We start from the raw sequence: 24,598 nt of genomic DNA, 5'->3' as shown, positions 1-24,598 counted from the left end.
TTGGCAACTCTCTCTTTAGTATTTAAGATATAGTACGTTATAAAAAACGAACAACCTTTTTACCTATTAACCTAAAATATGCATAAAAAATCCTTAAGCTATGATAAAATTAATATTATTAAAATAGGAGGTTTGCCCGTATGAAACATAAAAAAAGCCTAGCCTTGCTTGCTCTAGTAGCCGTTCCATCCCTTATTTATACTACACCTATAACGTCTGCATCGGCTGCCGATACTTCGACACATGCAAAGACGGCATACATATACAATAATAATTATTACTATAATTCCAATGTGCAGAATGTTATACAGCTTATTTCGAACATTAATGATACATCCTTTGCGTTTCAGGCTTACTTAGAGGCGGCAATTAAAGCCTACAACGCTTTAACAGAAACCGAAAAACAATATGTAACAAATTATGCGACCTTATCAAATCACCAACAAACAAGAGTAAATTATCGGAGACTAGCCGCACAAATCGAAGAAAAATTGGCATCTGTCGACTCTACTTCTGTTAACTATTATCAAAACGTTATTGAAACGAGAGATTGGTACAACACGTTAAATGCTGCCCAAAAAACTTTTGTCAGCGCTGAAACACAAAGAATATTGACGTCATCGATTACACCAAATACTTCAATTGATAAAGTTGTAAATAAAATTCAACTATTAAATTCCTCTCGTCTTAGCTTCCATAAAGATGTAGCTGAAGCTCGAGCAGAGTATACTGCATTAAGAAAATTCTCAAACGTTTCTTTGCCTACAGGTATTGAACAGCTTTTACTAGATGCTGAACACGTCGTTACGATGGATAAATCCGCTGCCAAAGAAGTCGAAAATGCCATTGCAGCTTTATCACCAAAAACATCTACGACGCACGATGTACAAGCAGTAAAAACAGCCTTCGAAGCATTGACACCTGTACAACAACAGCTAGTGCCAAATGTGTGGATATTAGTAGACTATGTAAAAGGAAAGTATAAGCTACCAGCTAAAGGCGGCAACACAATCAAAACACCCGAATTATCAGACTCTGCCGCAGTACCAGGTAAAAATACGCTAATGTCGAAAAGTCGAAACACATATAAAGCAAAAATCAATGTCGCTGATTCTGAAAATGACAATGAACGTTTTGTATTAACAACGAAAGCGAATATGGCGGTCATCATCCCACCATTGAATACGCTTGTTAATGAGGATTTTGGCGTAATGGATGTTCAGCTTACAAGAAATTTAAATCGTATTACGTTCCAAGCAGTATTAAACAAAATGCCCGTTAAATTCGAGGCAAATATTGAAATCATTTTAGAAAATATACCAGAAAATGCTTCCATCGTTCGAATCAATGAATTTGGTGACCATGAGCCTGTGTCCTATACGGTCAATGGCAATCAATACATCATTGAAACGCAAACTTCCGGTACGTTCCAAATTATTAGAAATTAAATAAAATGCATCCCACACCTCTTTCGAGTCACTTCAAAGAGATGTGGGATTTTCTTTTCTTCAACAAAAAAACACTAGCTATCTTTATAATAGCTAGTGTCTTTTTATTGATTTATTGTGTTCTAGGCTGAATTAATACGTAATCTAAAGCTCCTGGATCTGAAGATGCTTTAGCATACACAATATTTCCATACTTATCTTTCGTGAACAGATAAATTCGTTGATCTTTTTGGAATACATTCGTTGAATTTGGATCACTACCTGTTTGGATTGCTGTAAAGGTCTTCGCAGAACTTGCATCCGCAGGTGCTGTAATTTTCCCTTTACCGTAGGAAACAATTGCTCCTCCAGGTATATACGTAAAGTTATTACTATCTGCATTAGCAATAACATCTTGAACATTTTCAGGTGATAAATCATATCCTTTGTTCAGTACTGCGTAGTAATAATGCTGATCCCATGTAATATCGGCATTTAGATTCGCAACGACTTCAAGCTTCTTAGAAATATTTAAATTACTTGGGAATTGCGTATCTGGTAATAATGTAGCAGTAGTAATTGTATTCTCTTTTGTTGGATATTTGTACTCTGCTCTATCTTTACTAAATGTCCAGCCGCCTTTATCTTTCGCAGTAGCATTAACGCTAATGTCAAAGCTTTGTTTTACTTCACTATTGAACGTGATAATAAGCTTACGAGGCTCCCAATCCCTTGTACCTGTAATATCAAGCCAACTTTGTGTGTAAGATGGTGTAATAGCAGTCGTTGTACCTGGTTGAACTAATTTAAAATCAAATCCAGTATCGATTGCCTCTGAAAATGTCACTTCAAATGTTTTACCATCAAGTCGTTTAAAGATAGGATCTTGAACTTTTGGTGGTGTTCCATCCGAGAAGAATGTATATTTCATCACACCATTGCCACCCCCACCAGGCGTCAAGGTTATTGTTTTATTTTGCTTCTCATCAAATGTATAAACTTTTGATTCTGTGCCTTTTTGTAGCATTGTTACGTTATTATAGCGATCCTTTACAGCAACATATAACTCGTACTGTTGATGTGGCGCAAGTGTTAAAGAAATCTCATTTGTATCTTTACGCATGCTACTCGTAATTCCTTTAGCCATTACCTCTTCTGGAGTTGTAGGTGCAGGTGTGGAGTCGCCTACATTGCGAAGAACATAGTAATAAGAACCGTCCTCGTCTGACATAAATCTGAAGGTTGCTTTTCTGTCTCCTTCTGCCACTGTAATTGACGTATTATCGATAACTGGTGCAGTTCGGTCATCAATTACATGTTTTGTTTGAATATCTGAGACATTCCCTGAACGGTCTCGTAATACCATATAAATCGAATAGCTCTTAAATGGATCTAAAGGTGGAATTGTATTCGGTAGTGGAACTGTCACCTTTTGCTTTCCTAACTGTGCTGGCTTATTACCGCCACTTCCGATAATCGGTATATCTTTGCCTCCTACATTAAATTCCTTTGAATTTAATTGCACAGCTTCGATTAATCGTAGTCGGTCATCTCGTGTTAAATTTAGATCCGATTCCATAATTAAATAATGATATGTCCCTGCTTTTGTTGCATTGAATTCAACAAGTGTCTGATCTTTAGCAGCATTAATAGCAGGCTCACCGATAATCGTTAAATATGGCCACTCACCATCTCTATGAATATATTCGGCCGTATTACGCGGAACACTATTCACTGGTGTATTATTTATATTTTCAAATTCATTATCAGCTAAATCTTTTACATTTGGAGAAATCGTTACGACCAAGTTATCTCCATTAACGAAACCTGTTAAAGAAGGAATTGTGAAAGTTAATCTTTTTTGAGCCTTATTATAGACAACTTTTTCTGGACGGATTGGTTTTTGTAATCCTTGGTTAACTATACCTGTCCCTGTCAGTTCATAGTTTTCTACTTTTTCAGCAGAAGTTATATCTAACTCTTCACTTACCGTTACATAAAATTCATTTTTAATTTCATCTTGTAACACGAGCTCTCCGCCAACAATGTATGGAGGAATATTATCTAAAGCTCCTGTTTTAAACTCTTTGATCGCTTCTTTTGGAATTGGGTCTACGGAATAATTGCCCGACTCATCTTTCATGACTACATAAAGTTGATAGGATTCTTCAGGGTCTAAACCTGTTAGTAATCCGTCAACTTTCAATTTCCCAGCTTCTACTTTCCCCTTACCTGTTGGTTTAGCAACAATATCAGCTGTTGTTGGATCTGCAGCAGTCGTTTTTTTACGTACATAGTAGTAGTACTCTCCTGGTTCACTCGCATTAAATGTAAATTCTGCACGTGTCCCACCATGTAGAGGGTTTACCGCTAACGATTTGACAACTGGTGGTGAAGAGTCTTTCATTTGGAATGACTGCGATTTAATATCCGACGTATTTTTCGCTCCATCTACTACCATTACATAAACAACATATTCTTTTTTCTCGCCTAAGTTAGTCACTTTAAACGTATTTTTACCATTGACAGCTGCAGCCGTTCCACTTGCTACATTATCAGTAGATATACGATTGACCATCTCGCGTTTTGTTGGGACTTCAGCGCCCTTTTCACGAACAATATAGTAGTATGTTCCGACTTTATCTGAAGTAAAGTCCACTTGCACATCGCTGCCATTCAATACGCTTACATTGGTAATATCGATTAATGGTTTTGTTTTATCTGCTGGCTTCGAATTGTCTATATCATCTTTATCAATTGGTTTACCATCTGGGTCTGTAATATTGCCTATGTTATCTTTATCATCTAGAAAATCATCAAAAATATTATTTGGCCCTTCGTCTTTTGGAAGAATTACTTTGTCAATATACGTGTAGTCACCAATATCAATCCAACCATATGCATTATCTACATAAAGCGTACCTACACGACCATCTATATAAAGCTCTAAATCGGTATAGCTATTGTAATTAATCCAGTCGATATTGCCCGTTCCATATATCGTTAGCTTCGTTTCGGTATCCAAATTTAGCGTACCGATATTGCCTTGAATCTCGAATTCACGTACATTTCCAATAATATCAACACGAGGTAGCTTTTTATTTGTTTCAATTTTTGTACCACTTTGAGACACAACTAGTCGTGATACCGTACTATTGTAAAATTCAATATGCTTTTCAACATTTTTCATCGTTACTTGATCTTTTGACCAGTTTTCAAAAGGCTTGTTTTTATCTGGATTTTGATTTGAATCCGTCCAGTTTTGCAAATCGCTCGACGAGTTGCTATTCGATGAGCTTTCTCCTTCTTGCTTATCAGGATTAGACCAATTAATAAATGAAAAATTATTGCTTGCTACACGGCCGATTGCTAATGGCTTATAGTAAGAAACATCTAAATGTAACGGTGGGCGTACCGTTTCGTTGATTAACATTGTGCCCGTTAATGTTACATTCGAAAATTCAATATAATTCCCATTTACAACGATTGTGCCACCAAAGGATTTATAGTCTCCATCAAAATGTAAAAATCGTGAACTCGTACCACTTGCATTCAACGTTAACTTAGCGACAGAATAAAGTGTTTTGCCTGAGAGGTCTCCCTCAATAAATGCCCCCTTTAGGACATCTGCATTATATTCATTGAAAATATGTGAAAGGCTTTCTGGTACTGTATACGGTTCAGCATTTATGTAAACAATATCATCTTCAACACCAGTAATCTTATAAGTTGATGCATTGCTTTTTTTCTCTTGTGAACGAACAATAAAGGAAGCAATTTGTCCTCGCGTTACTGCATTGAATGGAGAAAATGTGACAGGTGTTGTTCCTTCTGTAATTTGTAAATCTACTAATGTTTGAATATAGTAGGCATTACTCGTTTGGCTATTTACATCTTTGAAACTATGGTTAAAATTCGACGCTACTTCGAATTTAAAGCCAAGCACTAAAATTTTGGCTAATTGTCCTCGTGTAATAACTTCATTCGGCATAAATGAACCACTTGCATAGCCAGACATAATCCCCGCATTTTGTAATGCTGCTACATATTTATAATATTCATTGCTCTTTGGAACATCTTTAAAATATGGATCTTGTACATTTTTTAAATCTAGCTTTAAAACCGTTGCCAGCATTTTTGCTGCTTGACCACGCGTTACATTTTGATTTGGTCGAAATGTTTTATCTGCAAACCCACTAATTGCACCTTGAGAGTATAATTTCAAAATATTGTCGTAGTGACTTGAATATTGGTTAATATCTACAAATGGTGATGTAGCTGCTGCTACTTTTTGTGGTGGTGGTACAACAACAGCAATCCCGCTAGTAGCAAAAACAGTTGCAATAAGTGCTTTGTTCACTTTTTGGATTTTTGTTTTATCCATCTCACTCTTCCTTTCACATATAATTAGTACGTAAAATCATCATACCCTTTATATCGACAGGTAGATAGGGAACCTTCATAGTATTTCTAAAATTATGGAAGAAAGTCATAGACAAAATAAAAAAGCCAAGAAGCATCGGTGCTCTCTTGGCTTTCCCAAAATATAGGCATACATCATATCATACTTGTTCTGTCATAAGGGAAAGGGGGATAACCTTAAGTCTTGCCAAGTTGATCGAGAGATGTGTCCCGAGTTTACGTATCATTTACAACAATAGCTTGCCCAAATTATCGTTCTATTATTCAAATACCCATAATCTTAAAAGGTAAACATATTTACAATTAGATTTTTTAATTTACGAAAGTTCTATTGGCGATTTATGGGCTCTTGCAGACGATTACGTAATTATATCGGCGATTTCCTTGAGGTTATCGGCGATACACTCACTTCTATTGCTAATAACCACCATTAATATCCATCTATATTCTAAATATTTTTACTTTTATTGTTATTGCGACATATAATTTTCTGATAAATTAATTTATAATAAAAATTAACATAGGCAATCTAATGTATCTTCTGTTATAATACTGAATAAAATAAACACAAACTGTATTAATACAGAATTTTATAAAACACGCTTTTCGCACTATGGGGATAATGAGAAAAGCGCTACTAATGCTTCTTTCATGACTGCATTGTAGCCTACACAAAAAGGGGTTGGAAGATTTGGGTATTTTAAAGGGGTTAAAAATTCTCGATTTTTCTGCATTACTACCAGGGCCTATGGCAACGATGATTTTTGCCGACCTAGGTGCGGAGGTCATCCATGTGGAATCCTCCAAACGCGTTGATTTAACGCGCATTATGCCTCCCTATGATGAAAATCATGAGGCATATATTCATCAGCACTTGAATCGTTCCAAAAAGTCACTTACATTAAATTTGAAATCGCCAGAGGCTGTAGAAATTGTAAAGTCACTTATACAGGAGTATGACGTAATCATTGAAGGTTTTCGGCCAGGGGTTATGCAACGACTCGGTATTGGCTACGAAGCGTTAAAAGAAGTAAATCCAAAACTAATCTATTGTGCTATTACAGGCTATGGCCAAACAGGTCCTTATAGCAACCGACCTGGACATGATAATAATTATTTGGCATTAGCTGGCGTGCTCGACTATTCTCGCCATAAAGATAAAAAACCTGTCTCCATGGGGGTTCAGCTTGCAGATATTGCTGGGGGTACAATGCACGCTGCTATAGGTGTGCTTGCGGCCGCTCTTCACCGAGAAAAAACAGGTGAAGGTCAGTATGTCGATATTAGCATGACAGATGCCGTTTTCTCACTTAATGCCATGTACGGCTCTGCTTATATTGGCGGTGGCCGTGTACCTCAGCCTGAACAAGAAATTTTAAACGGTGGTAGCTACTATGATTTTTACAAAACAAAGGATGGGCGATTTTTCTCAGTGGGCAGTCTAGAGCCACAGTTTCGTAGGCTACTATGTGAGGCACTTGATATTCCAGAACTTATTGATAATACATTTAATGATTCTTACTATACACAGATTCGATTTAAAGAGGCAGTGCATGATGCCTTTTTGTCGAAAACCTACAACGAATGGCTCGAAGTCTTTAATGAAAATTTCGAAGGTTGTGTTGAACCAGTGTTAACTTTTCCAGAGGCATGCGAGCATCCACAATTACAAGCTCGTGGCATGATTGTGGAAATTCCGAAAAATGATGGTACAACGCAAAAACAAATTGCCTCTGCCTTTAAATTTGATGGGGCCAATCCAACGTACAAGCATGTTGGCGCAAAGCTAGGCGAGCATAACGAAGAAGTACTATCAGCACTTGGCTATAGTTCGGAACAAATCATGGCACTTCAAGAAAAAGGGGTTTTAGAATAATAAAGCGTATGGCTAAAGGTAGCAAGAAGTTCATTCTTGCTGCCTTTTGTTATTTTGTTAGATCATAGTGTCAGGCACTCAAACAATTTATACTAGTTGATTGGAGTGGAGGGCGGCGACTCCTGCGGGAACGCACGCAGTGTAAGACGCAACAAACCGCGCGTTAGCGAGGGTTGCGGCTTACTGTGCTGAGCGGAAAGCGTCCGCCCGCAACGGAAATCAACGGCGGCAGGAGTCCTCCACATTTATAAATTTTGGTTAAAGAAGACGACTATCGTAAAGAGAGATAATTGTGCATAAATTAACCCCGTTCTTGAAGATAATCGATACTAGTTGATTGGAGTGGAGGGCGGCGACTCCTGCGGGAACGCACGCAGTGTAAGACGCAACAAACCGCGCGTAGCGAGGGTTGCGGCTTACTGTGTGCCCGCGGAAAGCGTCCGCCCGCAACGGAAATCAACGGCGACAGAAATTATCGATATAAAAAAAGACTATAGAAAAACCCGAATCTGTTCGAGTTTGTCTATAGTCTGGAGTGTCCATTCAAATCAATATTTGCCTTCATAGCACACTCTTTTTTCCGTTATACATACGCACTAATAAATTCTCGCAATTGGTTGAAATGCTCCTCGACGAGTAAATATTTTTTATAAACCTCGATTAATTTCTCAAATAACTCATACTGCTCAGTGACAAACAGGATTTTTAAAATATTAATCATATGCATGGAAGCGCTCTGTGCGACTAAAAAATAAGGGGCATCAGGCTGGCGATAATGTTGGCGCCATTCTTCCACTGATAGACCAATATGCTGTAACGAATTGTTTACTTGAAGCGCTATATCTTGCTGCATCGATGCCTCAATAGCAATTAATTGCTCATTACTGTAGTTTTGCTGTACCAATGCTGCATTTATTTTTTTATTGGATGCAAGGCCATGTTCCTTTAAGAGCACTAACCCCTCTTGGTAACGTTCCAATCTGACATAAGTATCTAGTAATACTGCATAAAGATTTTCTAAGTAATTCAAATTATAATTTTTTATTATTGCAGGTGGCGTTGGTTTGCGATTTGGGAGTAAGTCCTTGTACTCTAGCAAAATCTCAATGGCATAATTATTAAGTCGTTCATCTTCTAATAAATATTCACCATAATGAAGGACCTTTCCATAATCCCGTTCTTGATGAGCAATCTGCCATAAAATATAGGCAATCAAAACCTTTTCTTTTTCTGTTAAGGCATACATAGAATAACGCCAATCCGCCTCAAAGGAAGTAATCAATTCTTTAATGCATTGATAATTCCCCTCTGATAGACGGTAATGTGTGACAATTTGATATAGACGAAGCTGTTTTTTCGCTAAACAGGACAAATTACATTTATCCACATGAGTTATACACTTATCCAGAGTTTTTCTGTAATTATACACAAAGTTATCCACATGTGCATAAGTAATTGTTGATGATTGTTCAAAATGACTCATTATTTCATGAATAAATGTGAATTGTTCCAGAGGTTTGTGGATAAGCAGTGAATAAACTTTTTTCATAAAAAGCCAGTGCCAAAACAGAGCCTCTTCTTTATAAATCATATGCACAAAATAATCATCTTCAAATTTATATAAAAATATAGTTTGTAGGTCATTTACAGGTAGCTTGACCTGCCATCTCTTTCCGAACACAAGCCAGACTAATCGCTCTAAGTCCATTGTATGCTGGGCAAAAAGTTGCTCAAAAAAAGCTTGCTTCCCTTTTTGGGTATAGAAAAAGGCATTAAGTCGGTCATTCACATATTTTGCATCCAAGCCATGCTCGTTGAAAAATAGCTGCAACTCTGGTGATACACGTCCCCAATATTTTCGAGCTGTCGAAAAGGCAATGTTCATCGCCGCTTCTTTATTTACTAAAAATAATTGAGGTGATAATGCAGTACCCAATATTTTGGGATCTTCTTGTGGAGTGACCTCGGCCTCCGCCCATTTTGAAAGTAACTTTTCAGCGCCATTTTCACCACTTTGTCTATATGTTATGAATAATTGCTCATCACAGTCCAGCAGCATACAACCAGAGCCCCCTATCAATTTCACGCAACAAAGATCTTCCCCTAACATGCAAAAATATATTTCTCAACTTTTTCAACACTCTTCTTTCTTCAATATAACAAATCCTATCCAACATATGCTAATAAGTTACAAATATGCACAAATAAAAGAGCTAAAGTGTTCGACTATACAAACACTTTAGCTCTACTTAGAGCAACATTGAACGATTCACGGCTCATTAAATTTTTTACTAAGGCAAGAGCACATCTGATATTTGCCCTTAAGTTGGTAGCCCAGTGCATTGTCTCAGATGGCTCTTTGCCCGACGCTCAACAATGTTGGCGTCCTACTATTTATCTCTCTAAGTATTCACTGCTCCCAAGAGCAGCTAACACTACCAATGCAGTAGACGGGCAATAAATAAAATAGTTACACGAAATTAGTGTAACTCAAAATTTTTTTTTTGCTCACCAAAATTGTGGGTATTTTCTCGTCTGTCGTAAGTTATTTATTATTAAACCAAAGATGACAATAATCACTGCACCTATTAATACTGGCATTATTAAATAGCTCCAGCTATAGCCTCCTAAAATAATAATAATAGGGTTAGCTCCCGCTGGTGGATGGATAACGCCCAAAAGTGCCATAAAAAAGATCGTTAATCCAACAGCAAGACTAATTGAATAGACACTTGATCCTAATAAAGAATACATCGTCAATCCGATAAAGGCTGAAATTAAATGCCCTCCAATAATATTACGAGGTTGCGACAATGGCGCATTCCATACGACAAATACGAGTACACAGCTCCCCCCAAGGGATGCCATTAACCATGGTGCTCCTGTATAGTTTGTTAAACAAATCAATACAAAGATACAAAGTAAGCCACCTACTGCACCTGTTATTGCATCGGCTAAATTCGTTCTTGAGGGGGCATGTCCTCCTCCACTCATCTTAGCTATATATGCTTTGAGTCGATGATTTTTCACTTCTTTTTCTTGCAAGCGTACGAAATCTGCCATAGTCACCATCCTTGAAATCAAAAGTTGAAATTATATTAAACGCAATTAAATATATAGATTTAGAAGCTTTTATTATTATATCAGCTTAATACGAGAATTCAATTTTGATTTTTTGTTTGCGATTATGCTTCCACGTTCCTCATAGCAAAGCACGAGCCAATGTATTGTTACATTACACTGGCTCGTGCCTTATTTTTTCCCTTATTTAAAGTTTGTTGTTAAATTTCAGCAGCGCTTAATTTTAATCGTACTGCTTTTTAATAGGTTTATAAATTCGTGCTTTTTTTAGCACCGACTTCGGAACTTGGAAAGTGGCAGTTACAACACCAGGATGGCGGCCGATTTCAATGGATCCTGTAATTGTTGCGCGATTCATCACTTCTGGCTCACTCATCTCAAATAGTTTGGCTGCACGACTAATAGCATTATCTGTCGCATTATTTAATGTTGTACCTGTCCCTACTATGGATACTGGGAACGCTTCTTCTACTTGCTTCACGCCAAATTCTTCTGCTAGTTCGCGAGCTCGGCGTTTTTCTTCCTTCGAAAAAGGTTTCGCTGTGTATGGGAGATCCTCTTCATTCGGTAATAAAATAGGACCTTCAAGTGCTACTTTTTTCAATACACTTACCTGCAGCTGCACAATTCCCGCAACATCTGTCGTATGCCCAGCAATTTCTCCGTCTCCCTGCATCGCATGCATATCGCCAATGTACACACCACCGCCAGGTACTTTGACTGGACAAATAATTGTAGCCCCTTCGCGAACACGGCTAATATCCATATGACCGTCAGTACGATGTGTATCTAGTTCCGCTTCGGTAAATGCATATTCATGCGGCGCTCCGATTAAAAACGAACCAAAATCACCTGCATTATGTGAATCTGGCATTGCCTTCGAAGGCGTCGTTCCTAGCTGACCTAAAAATGGACGCATTCTTGCCATTACACCAATCAAATCGCTCGGTGCCAAAGCTACTACTGGGTTTTGCACTGAATTTTCAGGTGTGCGCATATAATTTTTTGCTTCTAACGCAATACGACGTGCCCCTTCGCGTCCAACTGTTAAACCAATAAAACCTTTTTGATCTAGTGCCATCGTATACCCATTCGTCATTTTGAAAGGTGCCGTTTCTGTATCGCATGTTGAACAGCGTATTGCTTGCGGACCTACCCCAGTCACTACGGTACTTGGATGAAGTTTGCCACAGCCTGGACATTTTACTGATACAAACGGATCTCCGATAAAACGATCGGGTATTGCCTCATCATGTCCAGATGCCGTCGCAAGAGATGTCACTTGTATGGATTTAATAGCAATAACAATTGCATCGCCTACTTCAGCGCCTTCAACAAAAACGGGCTTCGTTACTTCGTGTCCACCACGGATTGTTGGCGTTAGCATAGGACCCCAACATCCAGGCGTTGTATTGGCAATAATCGTGCCTCCATTTTTAACAGGGCCGAGCATTTGTTGCTGTGGATCCAAAATGCCGTCTATGAACTCATTTACGAACAGCGTTTCCACTGCTTCGACCTGCTGTACACTTTCGTCATTTTCTGGTTGTTTAGCTTTTTCATGCATCTGTAATTCTGTAATCATGTTTATCCACTCTCCCAATCCAAAAAATATTTTATGTAATTTACTCAAAGGTATAAGAGAGCTCTCCACATATGAGCAGAGAGCTAGTATTCATAATTTATTCAAGTACAAATCAAAAATATGTGCAAATTTTATCATCTTGAAGAAGCCTTCTCTTTAGTGCATTTTCTTTGCAATTACTAACAGCTCTGTCGCTGATGTCGATAAATAGCTACACTTTACCGCTTATAAAAATTAAATTCGACATAGAGGTCAATAGTTCCTGCTATTTCGATAAAACCTTTCCAATTTTACACAATGATTAGCAGTATGATTCCAGTAAATCTTGACAGCCTATTTTCACAGACTAAATCTGCCGTTTTCCCTTCATCATGCTTCGTCTTTTTCAGTACTTTCATTTATAATAAGGCTGATAAATAAGAAATGAATGCCAACCTTAAAGGAAAGGGCGTATGAACTTTGCAAGAACCAACTATTTTAATTGTAGAGGATGAAGCAGATTTAGCTAATCTGCTAAAGGTGAGTCTTCAAAAAGAGGGCTATAAGCTTATCCATACAGCAAACTCCATCGACAAAGCGTGGTCGAGCTTTCAACAGGTGAAACCCGATATCGTGCTACTTGACGTTATGCTTCCAGACGGTGAAGGCTATGATTTATGCCGACGTATTCGTGAAGTTTCACATATTCCAGTTCTTTTCTTGTCTGCGAAAAATGAAGAGATTGATAAAATTTTAGGGCTCGCCATTGGCGGTGACGACTATATTACTAAGCCTTTTAGTCCTAAAGAAGTTGCCTATCGAGTAAAGGCACATTTGCGCCGAGCAGGCTATCAAATACAGGAAATAACAACTACTACACAAATAACGACGATACAGGTTGGACCATTTGTGCTTAATAGCGATGAAACAGAAGTACACAAAGATGGGACATTATTAGAATTAACAGCTAAGGAAGTCGGCTTAATGGCTTGCTTTATGCATAATCCAAACCGCATTTTAAGTAAGGAAACATTATTCGAACGTGTCTGGAGTGAGGATTTTTTCGGCTCAGACAATACGGTTATGGTGCACATTCGTCGTCTTCGTGAAAAAATTGAACACGATCCTTCAAAACCTGTTTATATAACAACGGTCAAAGGGCTTGGCTATAAATTAGTCGTGCCAAAAGAGCCACAAACATGAGATGGCGATTAACTGCTCGTTTTTTACTATCTATATTGTCTATTGTAATTATCGTTATTTTCGTCAATACCGCCATTTTTATAGGGTTAATGATATGTCAGCAATACAATAAATTTAATGATGCTACTGCAGACACAGAGGAAATCTTTGTGCGTGGATTTCAACAGTATATTGATATAAATAATGGTCAGCCTTCCGTAAGTGAAGAAGGGTTGCAACAGTTACATCAAAGAAATGCTTGGATTCAATTGCTTGATGCAAATGGACAGGTTATCGATGCTTATTTCGCACCTGAAAAAGCACTTTCCCATTATGCTCCCGTCGATTTAATTCAAGTTTACAAATATAAGGAATTCGATGTTGATACGACGGTTTATGTAGGCAGTAAAGATAATATTAGCTATTTAATTGGCATTAAAGGTAGTGGCGTATCAAGGTTAGTTGTTCATCTATCAGGTGCCTCTATACTACAACTTATCGGAAAGTTTGGATTGCTTATAGTTATTGCCGATTTATTAGTCGCAACACTTGTCGGCTGGTTATTTGGTCGTACATTAACGAAGCCTCTTTACGCAATGATAGAACGCATTCAGCATTTAAAAAATCACAAACATATGCCAATCAAAGTGCCAAAGGGTCTTTATCGACCTGTATTTGAAAATTTAAGTGAAGTATCGAGCGAGCTAGCAGCACATGAGCAAGAACGCAAACGACTAGAGTTGATGCGTGAGGAGTGGATTAGCAACGTCTCTCACGATATGAAGACGCCACTAGCTTCCATACGTGGTTATGCAGAGTTACTAAATGATCGGGGCTTATTACCAAATGAGCAAACCGAATATGCACAAATTATTGAAAAGCAGTCATTGCATATGCAAGATTTACTCGATGATTTAAATTTAACAATGCGGCTAAGACATCAGCAGCTCCCACTAGCCTTAACAGACGTCAATATCGTTCAGTTTATGCGGGAAATTGTCATCGACACACTAAATACGCCACCCTATGAACAAGCAAATATCGAATTTGATGCAACGGCAGAGGTCATTGTCCATTCGATTGACGAGCATTTTATGCGGCGTGCTGTTATAAATTTTTTATATAATGCAATACTGCATAATCCTCCAGATGTATGTGTTCACGTGTTAGTAGATGCTAACACCATCACAATTACTGATAATGGTCATGGCATTAGTGCTGAAGACCTTACACATATATTTGAGCGTTACTACCGTGGAACAAATACTGAGCAAAAACAAGGGACTGGACTTGGCACTGCTATTGCACGAGATATTATTGAAGCACACGGTGGTACGGTGTCCATTACATCTGAGGAACAAAAAGGGACAACTGTCACAATTCAATTGCATAAAGTGAACGAAAAATAAAGAAGAGCGGTCCAATTATTATGGACTGCTCTTCTCTTATATTTTATTTCATTTGCGCTTGTACCTTTGCAGGCATGTCATCATATTGAATTTCATCATAAGACGTCACTTCATTTTCTTTTTTCACATAAAGCTTTAAATATGCATCTAGTCGCAAATTTTTTTGAGCAGAAAATTTCAACATCATTTCTTCTCCGTTTTCTTTAAAGGCTGGTAGCTCATACCAATACGTTTGGATAATTTGCCCATCACTTGCCTTAAATTCTTCAACTTCCCCATCGGCAGTTATATGCACATAGTAAGTGTCTTTATTTAAGCGATTAAAATCTACTGTCATGAGTACGCAAAGACCTGCCACAAACAAGATAAACAGTGCCCCAATACTTATAAACGTCTTTTTCATATTAATTCCCCTGTCTCACAATTTTATAAAACGACCGTACAGTAAAGAGATAATACAAGCCGTAAATAACTGAATATGCAACCATCCATAATAGTACAGGCTTCGTTATATCCATATTAAATAATTGTGAAAAAGCTAAAAGCGCAAAAGCACTGTGCACGATGCCAACAATAAGCGGTGCGCTAAATATAACGGCAACCTGCCCTGCAACTGTCTTCAATATTTGCTTACTATTCACACCAATTTTATTTAATACTGCATACTTCGCCTGATCTTCTTCTGCTTCTGTTAACACTTTAAAGTAAATAATACTTCCTGTAGCTGCTAAAAATACTAACCCTAAAAAGCTTCCTACAAATAGTAATGAACCGACAGTACCTAGACTATCCTCGTAACTTTGAGGCACACTTGAAAACCATTCTTGCTGCTCAGTAGATAGCTGCTTATAAATTTGTTTAGAAATACTTTGTTGCTTTAAGTCATTGTCCATGCTGACAGCCTGCATTGTAACACCTTCTGCATTTGTTGCATCAAATGCAAGATCGTTTACGACAAGCACCGTCCCCGCTGGAATAAAGTTTAGCACACTGTCTGTATACATTTTGTCGATATGGAAGGATTCCCCGCTTAGCAATTTAAAGTTTTCGCCTGTATAGTCATGTGAAAAACGTTCATCATAGCTAACGTCTAGTAGTACAGCTGAACCGTTTGCAACATGCAGCTCACGATTTTTTCCTTGTAATGTCGCTAGACGATTGTAATCAGATTCCTTCAATAATGTATATTCAAAAAATGCAAATTCATTATCGACACGTAAATTTTTGGCATGAATTGTTTCATTGTATATCACGTTTTGTTGGTCAAATTCAACAGCGTCACCTTTCCACATAAATGTGTTTGGTAGCATTTGACGTACGCTTTCTTCGGTATTGTAGTACATCCCAAATACGCCACCACCAGCAGTAATCGTCGTTGCGCTTAAAATCGCGATGATGGATAATGATTTAGCATTTGCTCGTATTCGATATAGTAGTTGTGAAACACCGATTAAATTCAAGCCTCTCCAAGACCAAGATGTTGCCTTTTTCAAAGCCGTCAGTACGAAAACGCTCACACTATGGAATAGTAGATATGTCCCCACAATTGTTACACCGATTACTAAAAGGGGTGTACCGAGGATTGTGAACAACTTCCAAATAGGACTAGTGAAAATATCAGATGAGGCCGTATAATAGCCAAATGCAATAAGTACTGTCCCCATAATTGCGGCTAAAAATGATGCACGTGGAATTTTTTCACCCTGCTTCTCTGCGTGGAACAAATCAATTAGTTTAAATTGATAAATAACACGGTAGCCCTGTAAAGAAGTAAATAAGAATAGTACTGCAAAGATTCCCGCTGTCTGTAGCACAGCTTCAGGAGTAAATGTTAAATTAGCTACGACCTGATAGCCCATCAGTCGCACTAAAATTGTTAATAACACCTTTGACATAAAAAAGCCTATGATGATACCTAAAACCAATGATACGAGCCCAATAACTAAATTCTCAAAAAAGAGCATTAGGCCAATTTTTTGTTTACGGACACCTAGTAGTGAATAAAGTGCCACTTCTTTTTTTCGCTTCTTCATAAAAAATGAATTAGAATATGCGATAAATATGACAATGAAAAATAATAGCACAATTGACGATGCACTCATTAATCCTTTAATTTGCTGTGACATACTCGTTGAGCCTGCAAGATCGTCACTGTATTTTAACGTTACAAATGTAAAGTAAATTACGATGCTAAATACCATTGAGGCAATATATAAAAAATAATTCAAGAAATTGCGCTGAATATTTTTACGCGCCAAACTAAATAACGTCATTTACTCCACCTCCGACGCTTGCAAGCACCTGTAATATTTCCTGGAAAAACTGCTTTCTCGTCTGTAGACCACGATGAATTTCCTTGGAAAGCTTGCCGTCTTGAATAAAGAGAATACGCTGGCAGAAGCTTGCTGCAAAAGCATCATGCGTAACCATCATGATTGTAGCTGCATGGGTTTGATTCAAATCACTTAAACTTTCTAATAAATCCGTTGCTGATTTTGAATCGAGTGCGCCTGTTGGCTCATCGGCAAAAATTAGCTTAGGCGAAGTTACTAATGCACGTGATGATGCTGTTCTTTGCTTTTGACCCCCAGAAATTTGATAAGGATATTTATCTAGTAGCTCACTAATGCCAAACAACTGTGCGATACGCTCTACTCTTACAGCAATCTCCTTCTGTGGCACCTTTGCAATGGCAAGTGGTAGTACAATATTTTCACGAACTGTTAAGGAATCGAGTAAATTATAATCTTGGAAGATAAAGCCTAAGTTATCACGACGAAAATCTGCTAACTGTGTATCTTTCATATGTGCTAAATTTGTATTTCCGATTACAATATCGCCAGTTGTTGGCGTATCAATTGTGGCTAATACATTTAAGAGCGTCGATTTCCCTGCACCAGAAGGCCCCATCACACCGACAAACTCTCCTTGTCCTACTTCAAATGTTATATTTTCAAGCGCTGTAAATGTATTCGCGCCTTTGCCGTATGTTTTTCCTACATTTTGTACTTTTAATAATGGCGTCATATACGCTCACCTCTTTCTGTTTCCAGTATACGGCCCTAAACTTACAGCAAAATTGTCGCAAGCTTACAACAACCTTAAATCAAAAAAAGCATGCACATCATGTGCATGCTTCAAACTAGACATAAGATAAAAAACGAGTGTCAGGCACTCAAACAATTTACAATAAATTTAATTCTCGTCGATTGGAGTGCGGGCGACTCCTGCGGGAACAGTACAAAACGTAAGGCGCGACAGACGACGCGACGGTTGCGGCTTACGGTGTGCCCTCGGAAAGCGCCCGCCCGTAGCAGAAATCAACGAAGACAGTAGTCATCTATTATATTTCCCCATCCGTTCTCTATGCTAGTACGTTTTTAATATCCTCTTCCATACTACTTGGCTTATCAGCAGAGCCATAGCGTTTAATAATTTCCCCATTGCGATCTACTAAAAACTTTGTAAAATTCCATTTCACATTACTACCAAGGAAGCCTTTAGAATGCGTTGTTAAATAGTTAAAGACAGGATGTGCCTCCTTGCCATTCACTTTCACCATTTCATGCATCGGGAACGTTACACCGTATGTTAAACGACATTGTGAGGCAGCCTCTTCCGCAGAGTCAACCTCCTGCTTAAACTGATTTGAAGGGAAGCCAAGCACAACTAATCCATCATCATGATATTTCTTATAAAGCTCTTCTAATTCCTCAAATTGTGGTGTAAATCCACATTTTGTTGCGGTATTGACGATTAACATTGCCTTGCCCTTATACTTCTCTAAGCTATACTCTGTCCCATCTTCTAAAGCTACATCAATATCATAAATATTCATCTTTTATTCCTCCTATTTACCATTATTTTATATACGTGCATTTACTCTTGCCGCTTGCTGTAACGGATCCCAAACGCCATTAAAAGGAGGCGCATAGGCTAAATCTAAATCGAGTAAATCAGGTAATGTCATTTTATTGAATAGAGCTGTAGCAAAGACATCGATGCGTTTATCAACACCAGCAGGTCCAACAATTTGTGCACCTAAAAGTTGCTGATCTCTCTTCCGCACAACAATTTTAATAAACATCCGTTGAGCTCCTGGGTAATATCCTGCAATATGCCGTGCAGAGATTTTATATGCCTCATACTCAAATCCAAGGTCCTTTGCCGTACGTTCATTAATACCTGTCGTCGCAATTGTTAGATCGAAAAATTTCAGTATAGAGGTGCCGACAATACCACGAAACGGTGCAAATTTGCCAGACATATTAAGCCCAGCTAAGCGCCCTTGCTTATTTGCCGTCGTTCCTAGTGGTACATAATCTAAACGTTCTTTAACGATATGAAAATGAGTTGCACAATCCCCAGCCGCATATACATCTTCAACTGACGTCTCCAAATGACGATTAACGATGATTGCGCCATTTTTAGCTAGACTAATATTTGTCCCCTCTAAAAATTGTGTATTTGGTTTAATACCCGAAGCGACAATAATTAAATCAGTAGCTAACGCGCCTTTATCTGTTATGATTTTTTCCACACGTGATGTGCCCTCAAACGCTTCGGCTGTTGTATTTAATAGTAGCTCAATACCTTGCTTTTTTGCCTCTTCATGGACATGCTTTGCTAGCTCTTCATCTAAAATATTAGCGACCTGATTGCCTCGCTGAATAAGTCGCACGTTCTTATTACATGCCCGAATTGTTTCCGCCATTTCAAGGCCAATATAGCCCCCACCAAGAATGGTCACATGCTCAATATCTGGCGTTAAATCTGCAAGTAAATCCTCTAATTCAGGGATTGTTTTAACTTTATGAATACCTGCTAAGTCAGCACCCTTTTGTACAGGGATGATTGGATCAGCTCCTGTTGCGATAAGAAGCTTATCGTATGCAATCTCAAATGGCTCACCTGAAAATTGTGTACCTTTAACTACCTTGTTCTCCACATCGATCTGCTTGACCTCATGCCCCACTCGCGCATCAATACCATATTTATCTCGGAATGTTTCCACATCTCTTGCAATAAGACGCTTTGATGATGAAATCCGCCCATCTACTACATAAGGTAAACCACATTGTCCATATGAATAGATAAAACCTCGCTCTAAAGAGGTAATTTCCGCCCCTGGTACATTTCGATAAATCTCCATAGCGGCAGACATTCCTGCCGCATCTCCCCCAATAATTACGAATTTCATCCTACAAGCCCCCTTTTCTCATTACCACTTAATTTCAGTATCGTAACTATGTAGATGACATTTCCCACCACAGACATAGCAAATCGTTCCCCCATAGGTGAAAAAATCGTCATAACGCTTCCCTACTTTTGAGATGGAGATGGACGTACTGAAATCAAACGATATACACCACTTACTTTGCAACTTTTCAATAATTTAATGTTATCAAAAAGCTAATTACAAATGCACGTTTCCAGTACTACCTTTTTTTAAAAGGTAATAAGCGGTATGGGAACGACTCACCCTTTGAACGTATTTTTCTTTTCTACAAAAAACAGGTAAAGAAAAACAATCGTTTTCCTTTACCTGTTTAAGTACTTATGCTTTTGCTATTTCTTCTTTGCAGAACGTTAAAATCTCTTCTAACTCATCATCTTCAAGCGCAAAGTCTAAATACTCTCCCTTTGCCTTTTCCATAATGAAGTAATTTAAAATAAATGGTGCCCCTTCTTTTTCGCCAATTAAAACACGGATTTCAATACCCGCTTCATGGTACAGCTCATCCTCTTCATCAATATCTACATCTAAAATAAACTCATAGCGCTTACCTTCAATAATATTCGTCGGATCTAAAATTTCTTCCACCGAAAATTGTGTAATATCCATTTATACTAGCTCCTTTATCTTTACCTATTCTTTTCTATAATAAATCAATTTCAGCATGGGTCAACTAGAAAACCTGTATACACCTACAAGCAATTATGCCACAATAAAGTAAATCTTTTCGTACTGCAATTCAAATCAAATGACATAAAGGGGGCTTTTTAATGAAAGAGCTACTATATTATCAAGATGCTATGCAACGGGAATTTACTGCAACAGTTGTACGAACTGGCATAGAGGATGATGGACGCCAGTACGTTGTGCTTTCTAACACAGCCTTTTATCCAACAGGTGGCGGTCAGCCGTATGATACGGGAACGTTAAACAACACGAACGTAATCGATGTTGAAAAAATCAATGACGAAATCCGTCATTATATAGAGGGCGATGCCTCCACTTTATCTGGTGAAGTGCATGGTACATTGAACTGGCAACGCAGATTCGACCATATGCAACAGCACGCAGGACAGCACATTTTAACCGCCGCTTTTGTCGAACTTTTTGATGCACAAACAGTAAGCTTTCACCTCGGTAGTGAGCAAGTGACGATTGATATTGCTGTCGACAACCTATCAAAAGAGCAGCTCGCGGCAGCTGAGGCTCGAGCTAATGACATTATTTTAGAAAACCGTCCAATTGAGACAAAATGGATTACAGAGCAAGAACTTAGTAATTACAATCTACGTAAAGAGGTAGCAGTGACAGGTGATATTCGGTTAGTCATTATTCCTGACTTTGACTACAATGGCTGTGGGGGTACTCACCCAACATCAACAGGACAAGTTAGCGCTATTAAAATTTTAGGCACTGAAAAAATGAAGGGCAATGTACGTGTGTCGTTTGTATGTGGTCAACGCGTTTTAGCAGAGCTAGCTATGAGAAAAATTGTACTTGCTGATGTTGCAAAACAATTAAGTGTACCTGAAGTCGAAGCAGCTACAGCACTTGCAAAGCTACTAGCAACACAAAAAGCGACGGAAAAGGCACTCGTAGCAGCAAAAGAGGAATTGCTTACCTTTGAAGCAGATGCCTTGGCTTCTAGTGATAACAATATAATTACCGCTGCATTTAATAATCGTTCGATACAAGAACTTCAAAAATTGGCTCGTTTTATCGTGGCTGAACGTTCCGATGCTATCGCATTACTCGTTTCAGAAAATGAAGACAAGCTACAATTTGTGGCGACGCGTGGCGCCCATGTACAAACAAGTATGAAAGAGCTTGCCGCGAAAGTTTTACCACTTATTAATGGTAAAGGTGGCGGCAGTGATCAAATGGTACAAGGCGGCGGCGAGCGAATCATCGCCCGTGAGCAACTGCTCACTGCTATGCAAGAAGCGTTGAATTAGTGCCAGTCACTCAAACAATTCTGAACGCTTCCAACAATTTAAAACCACTTTTAAAAAAGCATAAAACGTGCCGTTGAGTAGTAAATAGCCTCCGTCTTAGACGACAATGGCATAGAAAAAAGTGTTAGATTGATTGCCATCAATCTAACACTTTTTCTCTTTTGCACTAGCCTCTTTGCGCTCATTTTATAATTTAAATTGTTGAATTGCTCCTTGTAAGCGATTCGCCATTTCAGACATTTTAATCGTTTGTTCGTTCATAGTCTCAACAGTGTTCATCTGCTCGGATGTTGCGGTTTTCACTTCAGATACATAGTCACTGGCAGCATGTGCTGTTGCCGCCATTTCTTCCATTGAAGCTGAAACCTCTTCCGTATTAGCAGACATTTGCTCTGCTGAAGCATTCATTTCCTCAATTTGACCTGCTATTTCACCAACAGCATGTACGATTTCTTCAAAACGTTCTCCTACTGCCTCAATAGCATCTAATCCTCGTGCTACATTTACTTCGCCACTCTCTGCAGCTTTCACAACCTCTAATGTGTATGCTTGTACTCGATCAATTAATACATTTATTTGCGCAGCAGAACCCGCTGTTTGCTCCGAAAGTTTTCTTACTTCCTCTGCTACTACTGCAAAGCCTTTTCCTGCATCCCCTGCACGTGCAGCTTCAATTGAAGCATTAAGGGCTAGTAAGTTTGTTTGATCGGAAATATCAGTAATCATTTTTGAAATTAGTTCTATTTCTTTCGATTCCTGTTCCAATTTACGGATAATGTCGAGCTCTACTGCTGTTCCTCGCTGTATTTCATCCATACGATTAATAGATTGTTTTACCGCTCCATTACTTTCACTTATTTTCTCGGAAATAAAATCAGTATTAGATGCAATCGTCGAAGCAACCTCTGCCATATTTTGAATTCCTAAGGCCATTTGCTCCATAGCTGATGCACCTTCTTCAGCCATTGCCGTTTGACTTTGTGCTCCACGTTCTACCTCACCTATTGCACCTGCAATTTGCTCAGAATGCTTCGTCACAGCATGTACATCCCCCATTAATGCACAAGATGCCTCATTTACCTCTGTTGCTTCCTTACTAACCTGTGATATCATACCTCGCATATTATCTGCCATTCTATCTAATGCACGTGCCATAGTCCCCATTTCATCAATACGCTTCAAATATTTATCAGGAATTTCTTGTGTAAAATCTCCATCTGATAATCCTTCACTAATACGAAGCACATGACGCAGTGGTCTACTGACAGATCGCGAAATCGCAAACGAAATCAACAAGCCCAATATGGAAACGATAATAGTCATAATAATGAAGTTTGTCTTTAATTGTGAAAGCCCTGACAGCATTTCATCTTCTAATGCGACTACCCCCATCTTCCAACCATTATCCAACGTATGATACCCCATTAAATTCATGCCATGATCCTTTGTATCAAAGGCAAAATATCCATTTGAATTACTAATCATTTCTTGTGCTGCTAATGATTCACCTGATATTTCACCAGATTTTTCAGCAGCGGAAATTTCATTGACCTGCTCTTTTACAAGGGCGTGATTTTTATGCCCGATAATAGTTCCTGTCGCATCTAACATTAAGGCATAACCATTTTTTCCAACTTTAATGTCCTCAACAATGTTAGATAAGTAATAACCGTCTATTCGTGCTAATAGCAATGCTTTTTCACCTGTCATTGTATCAATAGGTGCAACGATTAAAATAACTGGCTCATTCGTTACACGACTAATCGTGATTTCCGACATGACTGTCTTGCCTGTAAAGCCTTCTTTTACGTATGCACGGTCACCTAAATCAGCTGTCGTATTATCTAAATAATGAGCTATTCCATCCGACGTAATAATACCAAAGCCTAAATAATTTTTACTATCATCAATACGTTTCGTTAAATATGTCTTTTGCTCCTCAAAGTTCATATTACGGATAGCTGCTTGCTCCGCAATAGCCTCCACCTCTACTAGTGCAAGTTGGAAGTGTTCTTCTATGTATTTCGATACATCTTCTGCCCTCGATATTAAATTCTCTTGGACCTGTTCCTCAACTGCTTTTGTACTATTCCACCACGTAGAAAACCCGAGCGTACCACATGTCACAAATACTAAAGCGATAATAGCTACAACTAATTTACCACCAATACCTTTAATCCACATATTTGCTTTGCTCATTTCTCCAAATTTTTGTTTAAAATTTTGTAATTTTTTGCCCTTCTCCTTCAGAGTAAGGTCACGAAAACTAGAAGTCAACAAAACTTTTCCATTAACAATAAAAATTGTTTAAAATTGTATTTTTCATTATAAGCATAGTGCTTATAGTCTAATACATTTTATCCACTCCCTCTCTAAATTGTTATTAACTAGTTTATTTAAGTGGATGAAATTAAAACTTTTTCCATGGCAAATTGATTATAATCTG

General features: G+C 38.3%; 16 protein-coding genes. 5 read left to right on the top strand and 11 right to left on the bottom strand.

Annotation, left to right across the window (positions count from 1 at the left end; genetic code table 11):
• Positions 1 to 140 precede the first annotated feature (140 nt).
• Positions 141 to 1,448, top strand: coding sequence for a hypothetical protein (locus ACIQ1H_RS21760; protein WP_402891949.1), 1,308 nt, complete (start codon positions 141 to 143; stop codon positions 1,446 to 1,448).
• A 112-nt stretch (positions 1,449 to 1,560) separates the two neighbouring features.
• Here ACIQ1H_RS21760 and ACIQ1H_RS21755 read toward each other — a convergent pair whose 3' ends face one another.
• Entirely contained in the window at positions 1,561 to 5,811 is a 4,251-nt protein-coding gene (locus ACIQ1H_RS21755) for an S-layer homology domain-containing protein (protein WP_402891946.1), read from the bottom strand.
• A 729-nt stretch (positions 5,812 to 6,540) separates the two neighbouring features.
• Here ACIQ1H_RS21755 and ACIQ1H_RS21750 point away from each other — a divergent pair.
• The gene (locus tag ACIQ1H_RS21750; RefSeq protein ID WP_337980089.1) at positions 6,541 to 7,725 is read left to right on the top strand and encodes a CaiB/BaiF CoA transferase family protein; all 1,185 of its coding nucleotides are present in this window, start codon (positions 6,541 to 6,543) and stop codon (positions 7,723 to 7,725) included.
• Between the two features lie 583 nt (positions 7,726 to 8,308).
• Here ACIQ1H_RS21750 and ACIQ1H_RS21745 read toward each other — a convergent pair.
• The 3 genes from ACIQ1H_RS21745 to ACIQ1H_RS21735 all read right to left on the bottom strand — a co-directional run bounded on the left by ACIQ1H_RS21745 (position 8,309) and on the right by ACIQ1H_RS21735 (position 12,391).
• On the bottom strand, positions 8,309 to 9,784 hold the full coding sequence (locus ACIQ1H_RS21745) for a hypothetical protein (protein WP_402891945.1): 1,476 nt from the start codon (positions 9,782 to 9,784) through the stop codon (positions 8,309 to 8,311).
• A 449-nt stretch (positions 9,785 to 10,233) separates the two neighbouring features.
• Positions 10,234 to 10,788 carry an HPP family protein gene (locus ACIQ1H_RS21740; RefSeq protein ID WP_402891943.1) on the bottom strand — a complete coding sequence of 185 codons (555 nt, stop codon included), beginning with the start codon at positions 10,786 to 10,788 and terminating at the stop codon, positions 10,234 to 10,236.
• A gap of 241 nt (positions 10,789 to 11,029) precedes the next feature.
• Positions 11,030 to 12,391: an acetamidase/formamidase family protein gene (locus ACIQ1H_RS21735; RefSeq protein WP_402891942.1), complete on the bottom strand. Its 1,362-nt coding sequence runs from the start codon at positions 12,389 to 12,391 to the stop codon at positions 11,030 to 11,032.
• A 459-nt stretch (positions 12,392 to 12,850) separates the two neighbouring features.
• Between ACIQ1H_RS21735 and ACIQ1H_RS21730 the strand changes: the two genes are divergently transcribed.
• A complete protein-coding gene (locus tag ACIQ1H_RS21730) occupies positions 12,851 to 13,573 on the top strand; it encodes a response regulator transcription factor (RefSeq protein WP_402891939.1) in 723 nt (240 codons plus the stop codon).
• The gene (locus tag ACIQ1H_RS21725) at positions 13,570 to 14,961 is read left to right on the top strand and encodes a sensor histidine kinase (protein ID WP_402891937.1); all 1,392 of its coding nucleotides are present in this window, start codon (positions 13,570 to 13,572) and stop codon (positions 14,959 to 14,961) included. The genes ACIQ1H_RS21730 and ACIQ1H_RS21725 overlap by 4 nt, the downstream gene beginning before the upstream one ends.
• Before the next feature lie 43 nt (positions 14,962 to 15,004).
• Here the strand turns inward: ACIQ1H_RS21725 and ACIQ1H_RS21720 are convergent, their stop codons facing one another.
• The 6 genes from ACIQ1H_RS21720 to ACIQ1H_RS21695 form a co-directional block, all read right to left on the bottom strand.
• Complete coding sequence (locus tag ACIQ1H_RS21720) at positions 15,005 to 15,364, bottom strand: YxeA family protein (protein WP_402891935.1); 360 nt, start codon at positions 15,362 to 15,364, stop codon at positions 15,005 to 15,007.
• A gap of 1 nt (position 15,365) precedes the next feature.
• On the bottom strand, positions 15,366 to 17,234 hold the full coding sequence (locus ACIQ1H_RS21715; RefSeq protein ID WP_402891932.1) for an FtsX-like permease family protein: 1,869 nt from the start codon (positions 17,232 to 17,234) through the stop codon (positions 15,366 to 15,368).
• On the bottom strand, positions 17,221 to 17,988 hold the full coding sequence (locus tag ACIQ1H_RS21710; protein WP_402891929.1) for an ABC transporter ATP-binding protein: 768 nt from the start codon (positions 17,986 to 17,988) through the stop codon (positions 17,221 to 17,223). The genes ACIQ1H_RS21715 and ACIQ1H_RS21710 overlap by 14 nt, the downstream gene beginning before the upstream one ends.
• Before the next feature lie 337 nt (positions 17,989 to 18,325).
• On the bottom strand, positions 18,326 to 18,799 hold the full coding sequence (locus ACIQ1H_RS21705) for a glutathione peroxidase (RefSeq protein ID WP_228134328.1): 474 nt from the start codon (positions 18,797 to 18,799) through the stop codon (positions 18,326 to 18,328).
• Positions 18,800 to 18,826: 27 nt separating this feature from the next.
• The gene (locus tag ACIQ1H_RS21700) at positions 18,827 to 20,161 is read right to left on the bottom strand and encodes an FAD-dependent oxidoreductase (RefSeq protein WP_402891926.1); all 1,335 of its coding nucleotides are present in this window, start codon (positions 20,159 to 20,161) and stop codon (positions 18,827 to 18,829) included.
• 357 nt (positions 20,162 to 20,518) lie between these two features.
• Complete coding sequence (locus ACIQ1H_RS21695) at positions 20,519 to 20,806, bottom strand: DUF6509 family protein (RefSeq protein ID WP_228134326.1); 288 nt, start codon at positions 20,804 to 20,806, stop codon at positions 20,519 to 20,521.
• Positions 20,807 to 20,967: 161 nt separating this feature from the next.
• On the opposite strand from ACIQ1H_RS21695, the gene ACIQ1H_RS21690 reads away from it, so the two are divergent.
• Complete coding sequence (locus ACIQ1H_RS21690) at positions 20,968 to 22,152, top strand: alanyl-tRNA editing protein (RefSeq protein ID WP_402891923.1); 1,185 nt, start codon at positions 20,968 to 20,970, stop codon at positions 22,150 to 22,152.
• Between the two features lie 186 nt (positions 22,153 to 22,338).
• On the opposite strand, the gene ACIQ1H_RS21685 is transcribed toward ACIQ1H_RS21690, so the two are convergent.
• The gene (locus ACIQ1H_RS21685; RefSeq protein ID WP_402891920.1) at positions 22,339 to 24,351 is read right to left on the bottom strand and encodes a methyl-accepting chemotaxis protein; all 2,013 of its coding nucleotides are present in this window, start codon (positions 24,349 to 24,351) and stop codon (positions 22,339 to 22,341) included.
• Positions 24,352 to 24,598 lie beyond the last annotated feature (247 nt).

The sequence above is a fragment of the Lysinibacillus sp. NPDC097279 genome, assembly GCF_044761745.1.
In the GTDB taxonomy this organism is placed as follows: domain Bacteria; phylum Bacillota; class Bacilli; order Bacillales_A; family Planococcaceae; genus Lysinibacillus.
The sequence above is the reverse complement of the archived record's forward strand: the minus strand, read 5'-3'. Positions and strand labels throughout refer to the sequence as shown.

Bases quoted from the DNA above. Each gene is read 5' to 3' on its own strand.
- ACIQ1H_RS21760 (WP_402891949.1), top strand. From the start codon at position 141: ATGAAACATAAAAAAAGCCTAGCCTTGCTTGCTCTAGTAGCCGTTCCA.
- ACIQ1H_RS21755 (WP_402891946.1), bottom strand. From the start codon at position 5,811: ATGGATAAAACAAAAATCCAAAAAGTGAACAAAGCACTTATTGCAACT.
- ACIQ1H_RS21745 (WP_402891945.1), bottom strand. From the start codon at position 9,784: ATGCTGCTGGACTGTGATGAGCAATTATTCATAACATATAGACAAAGT.
- ACIQ1H_RS21740 (WP_402891943.1), bottom strand. From the start codon at position 10,788: ATGGCAGATTTCGTACGCTTGCAAGAAAAAGAAGTGAAAAATCATCGA.
- ACIQ1H_RS21735 (WP_402891942.1), bottom strand. From the start codon at position 12,391: ATGATTACAGAATTACAGATGCATGAAAAAGCTAAACAACCAGAAAAT.
- ACIQ1H_RS21725 (WP_402891937.1), top strand. From the start codon at position 13,570: ATGAGATGGCGATTAACTGCTCGTTTTTTACTATCTATATTGTCTATT.
- ACIQ1H_RS21720 (WP_402891935.1), bottom strand. From the start codon at position 15,364: ATGAAAAAGACGTTTATAAGTATTGGGGCACTGTTTATCTTGTTTGTG.
- ACIQ1H_RS21715 (WP_402891932.1), bottom strand. From the start codon at position 17,234: ATGACGTTATTTAGTTTGGCGCGTAAAAATATTCAGCGCAATTTCTTG.
- ACIQ1H_RS21710 (WP_402891929.1), bottom strand. From the start codon at position 17,988: ATGACGCCATTATTAAAAGTACAAAATGTAGGAAAAACATACGGCAAA.
- ACIQ1H_RS21705 (WP_228134328.1), bottom strand. From the start codon at position 18,799: ATGAATATTTATGATATTGATGTAGCTTTAGAAGATGGGACAGAGTAT.
- ACIQ1H_RS21700 (WP_402891926.1), bottom strand. From the start codon at position 20,161: ATGAAATTCGTAATTATTGGGGGAGATGCGGCAGGAATGTCTGCCGCT.
- ACIQ1H_RS21695 (WP_228134326.1), bottom strand. From the start codon at position 20,806: ATGGATATTACACAATTTTCGGTGGAAGAAATTTTAGATCCGACGAAT.
- ACIQ1H_RS21690 (WP_402891923.1), top strand. From the start codon at position 20,968: ATGAAAGAGCTACTATATTATCAAGATGCTATGCAACGGGAATTTACT.
- ACIQ1H_RS21685 (WP_402891920.1), bottom strand. From the start codon at position 24,351: ATGAGCAAAGCAAATATGTGGATTAAAGGTATTGGTGGTAAATTAGTT.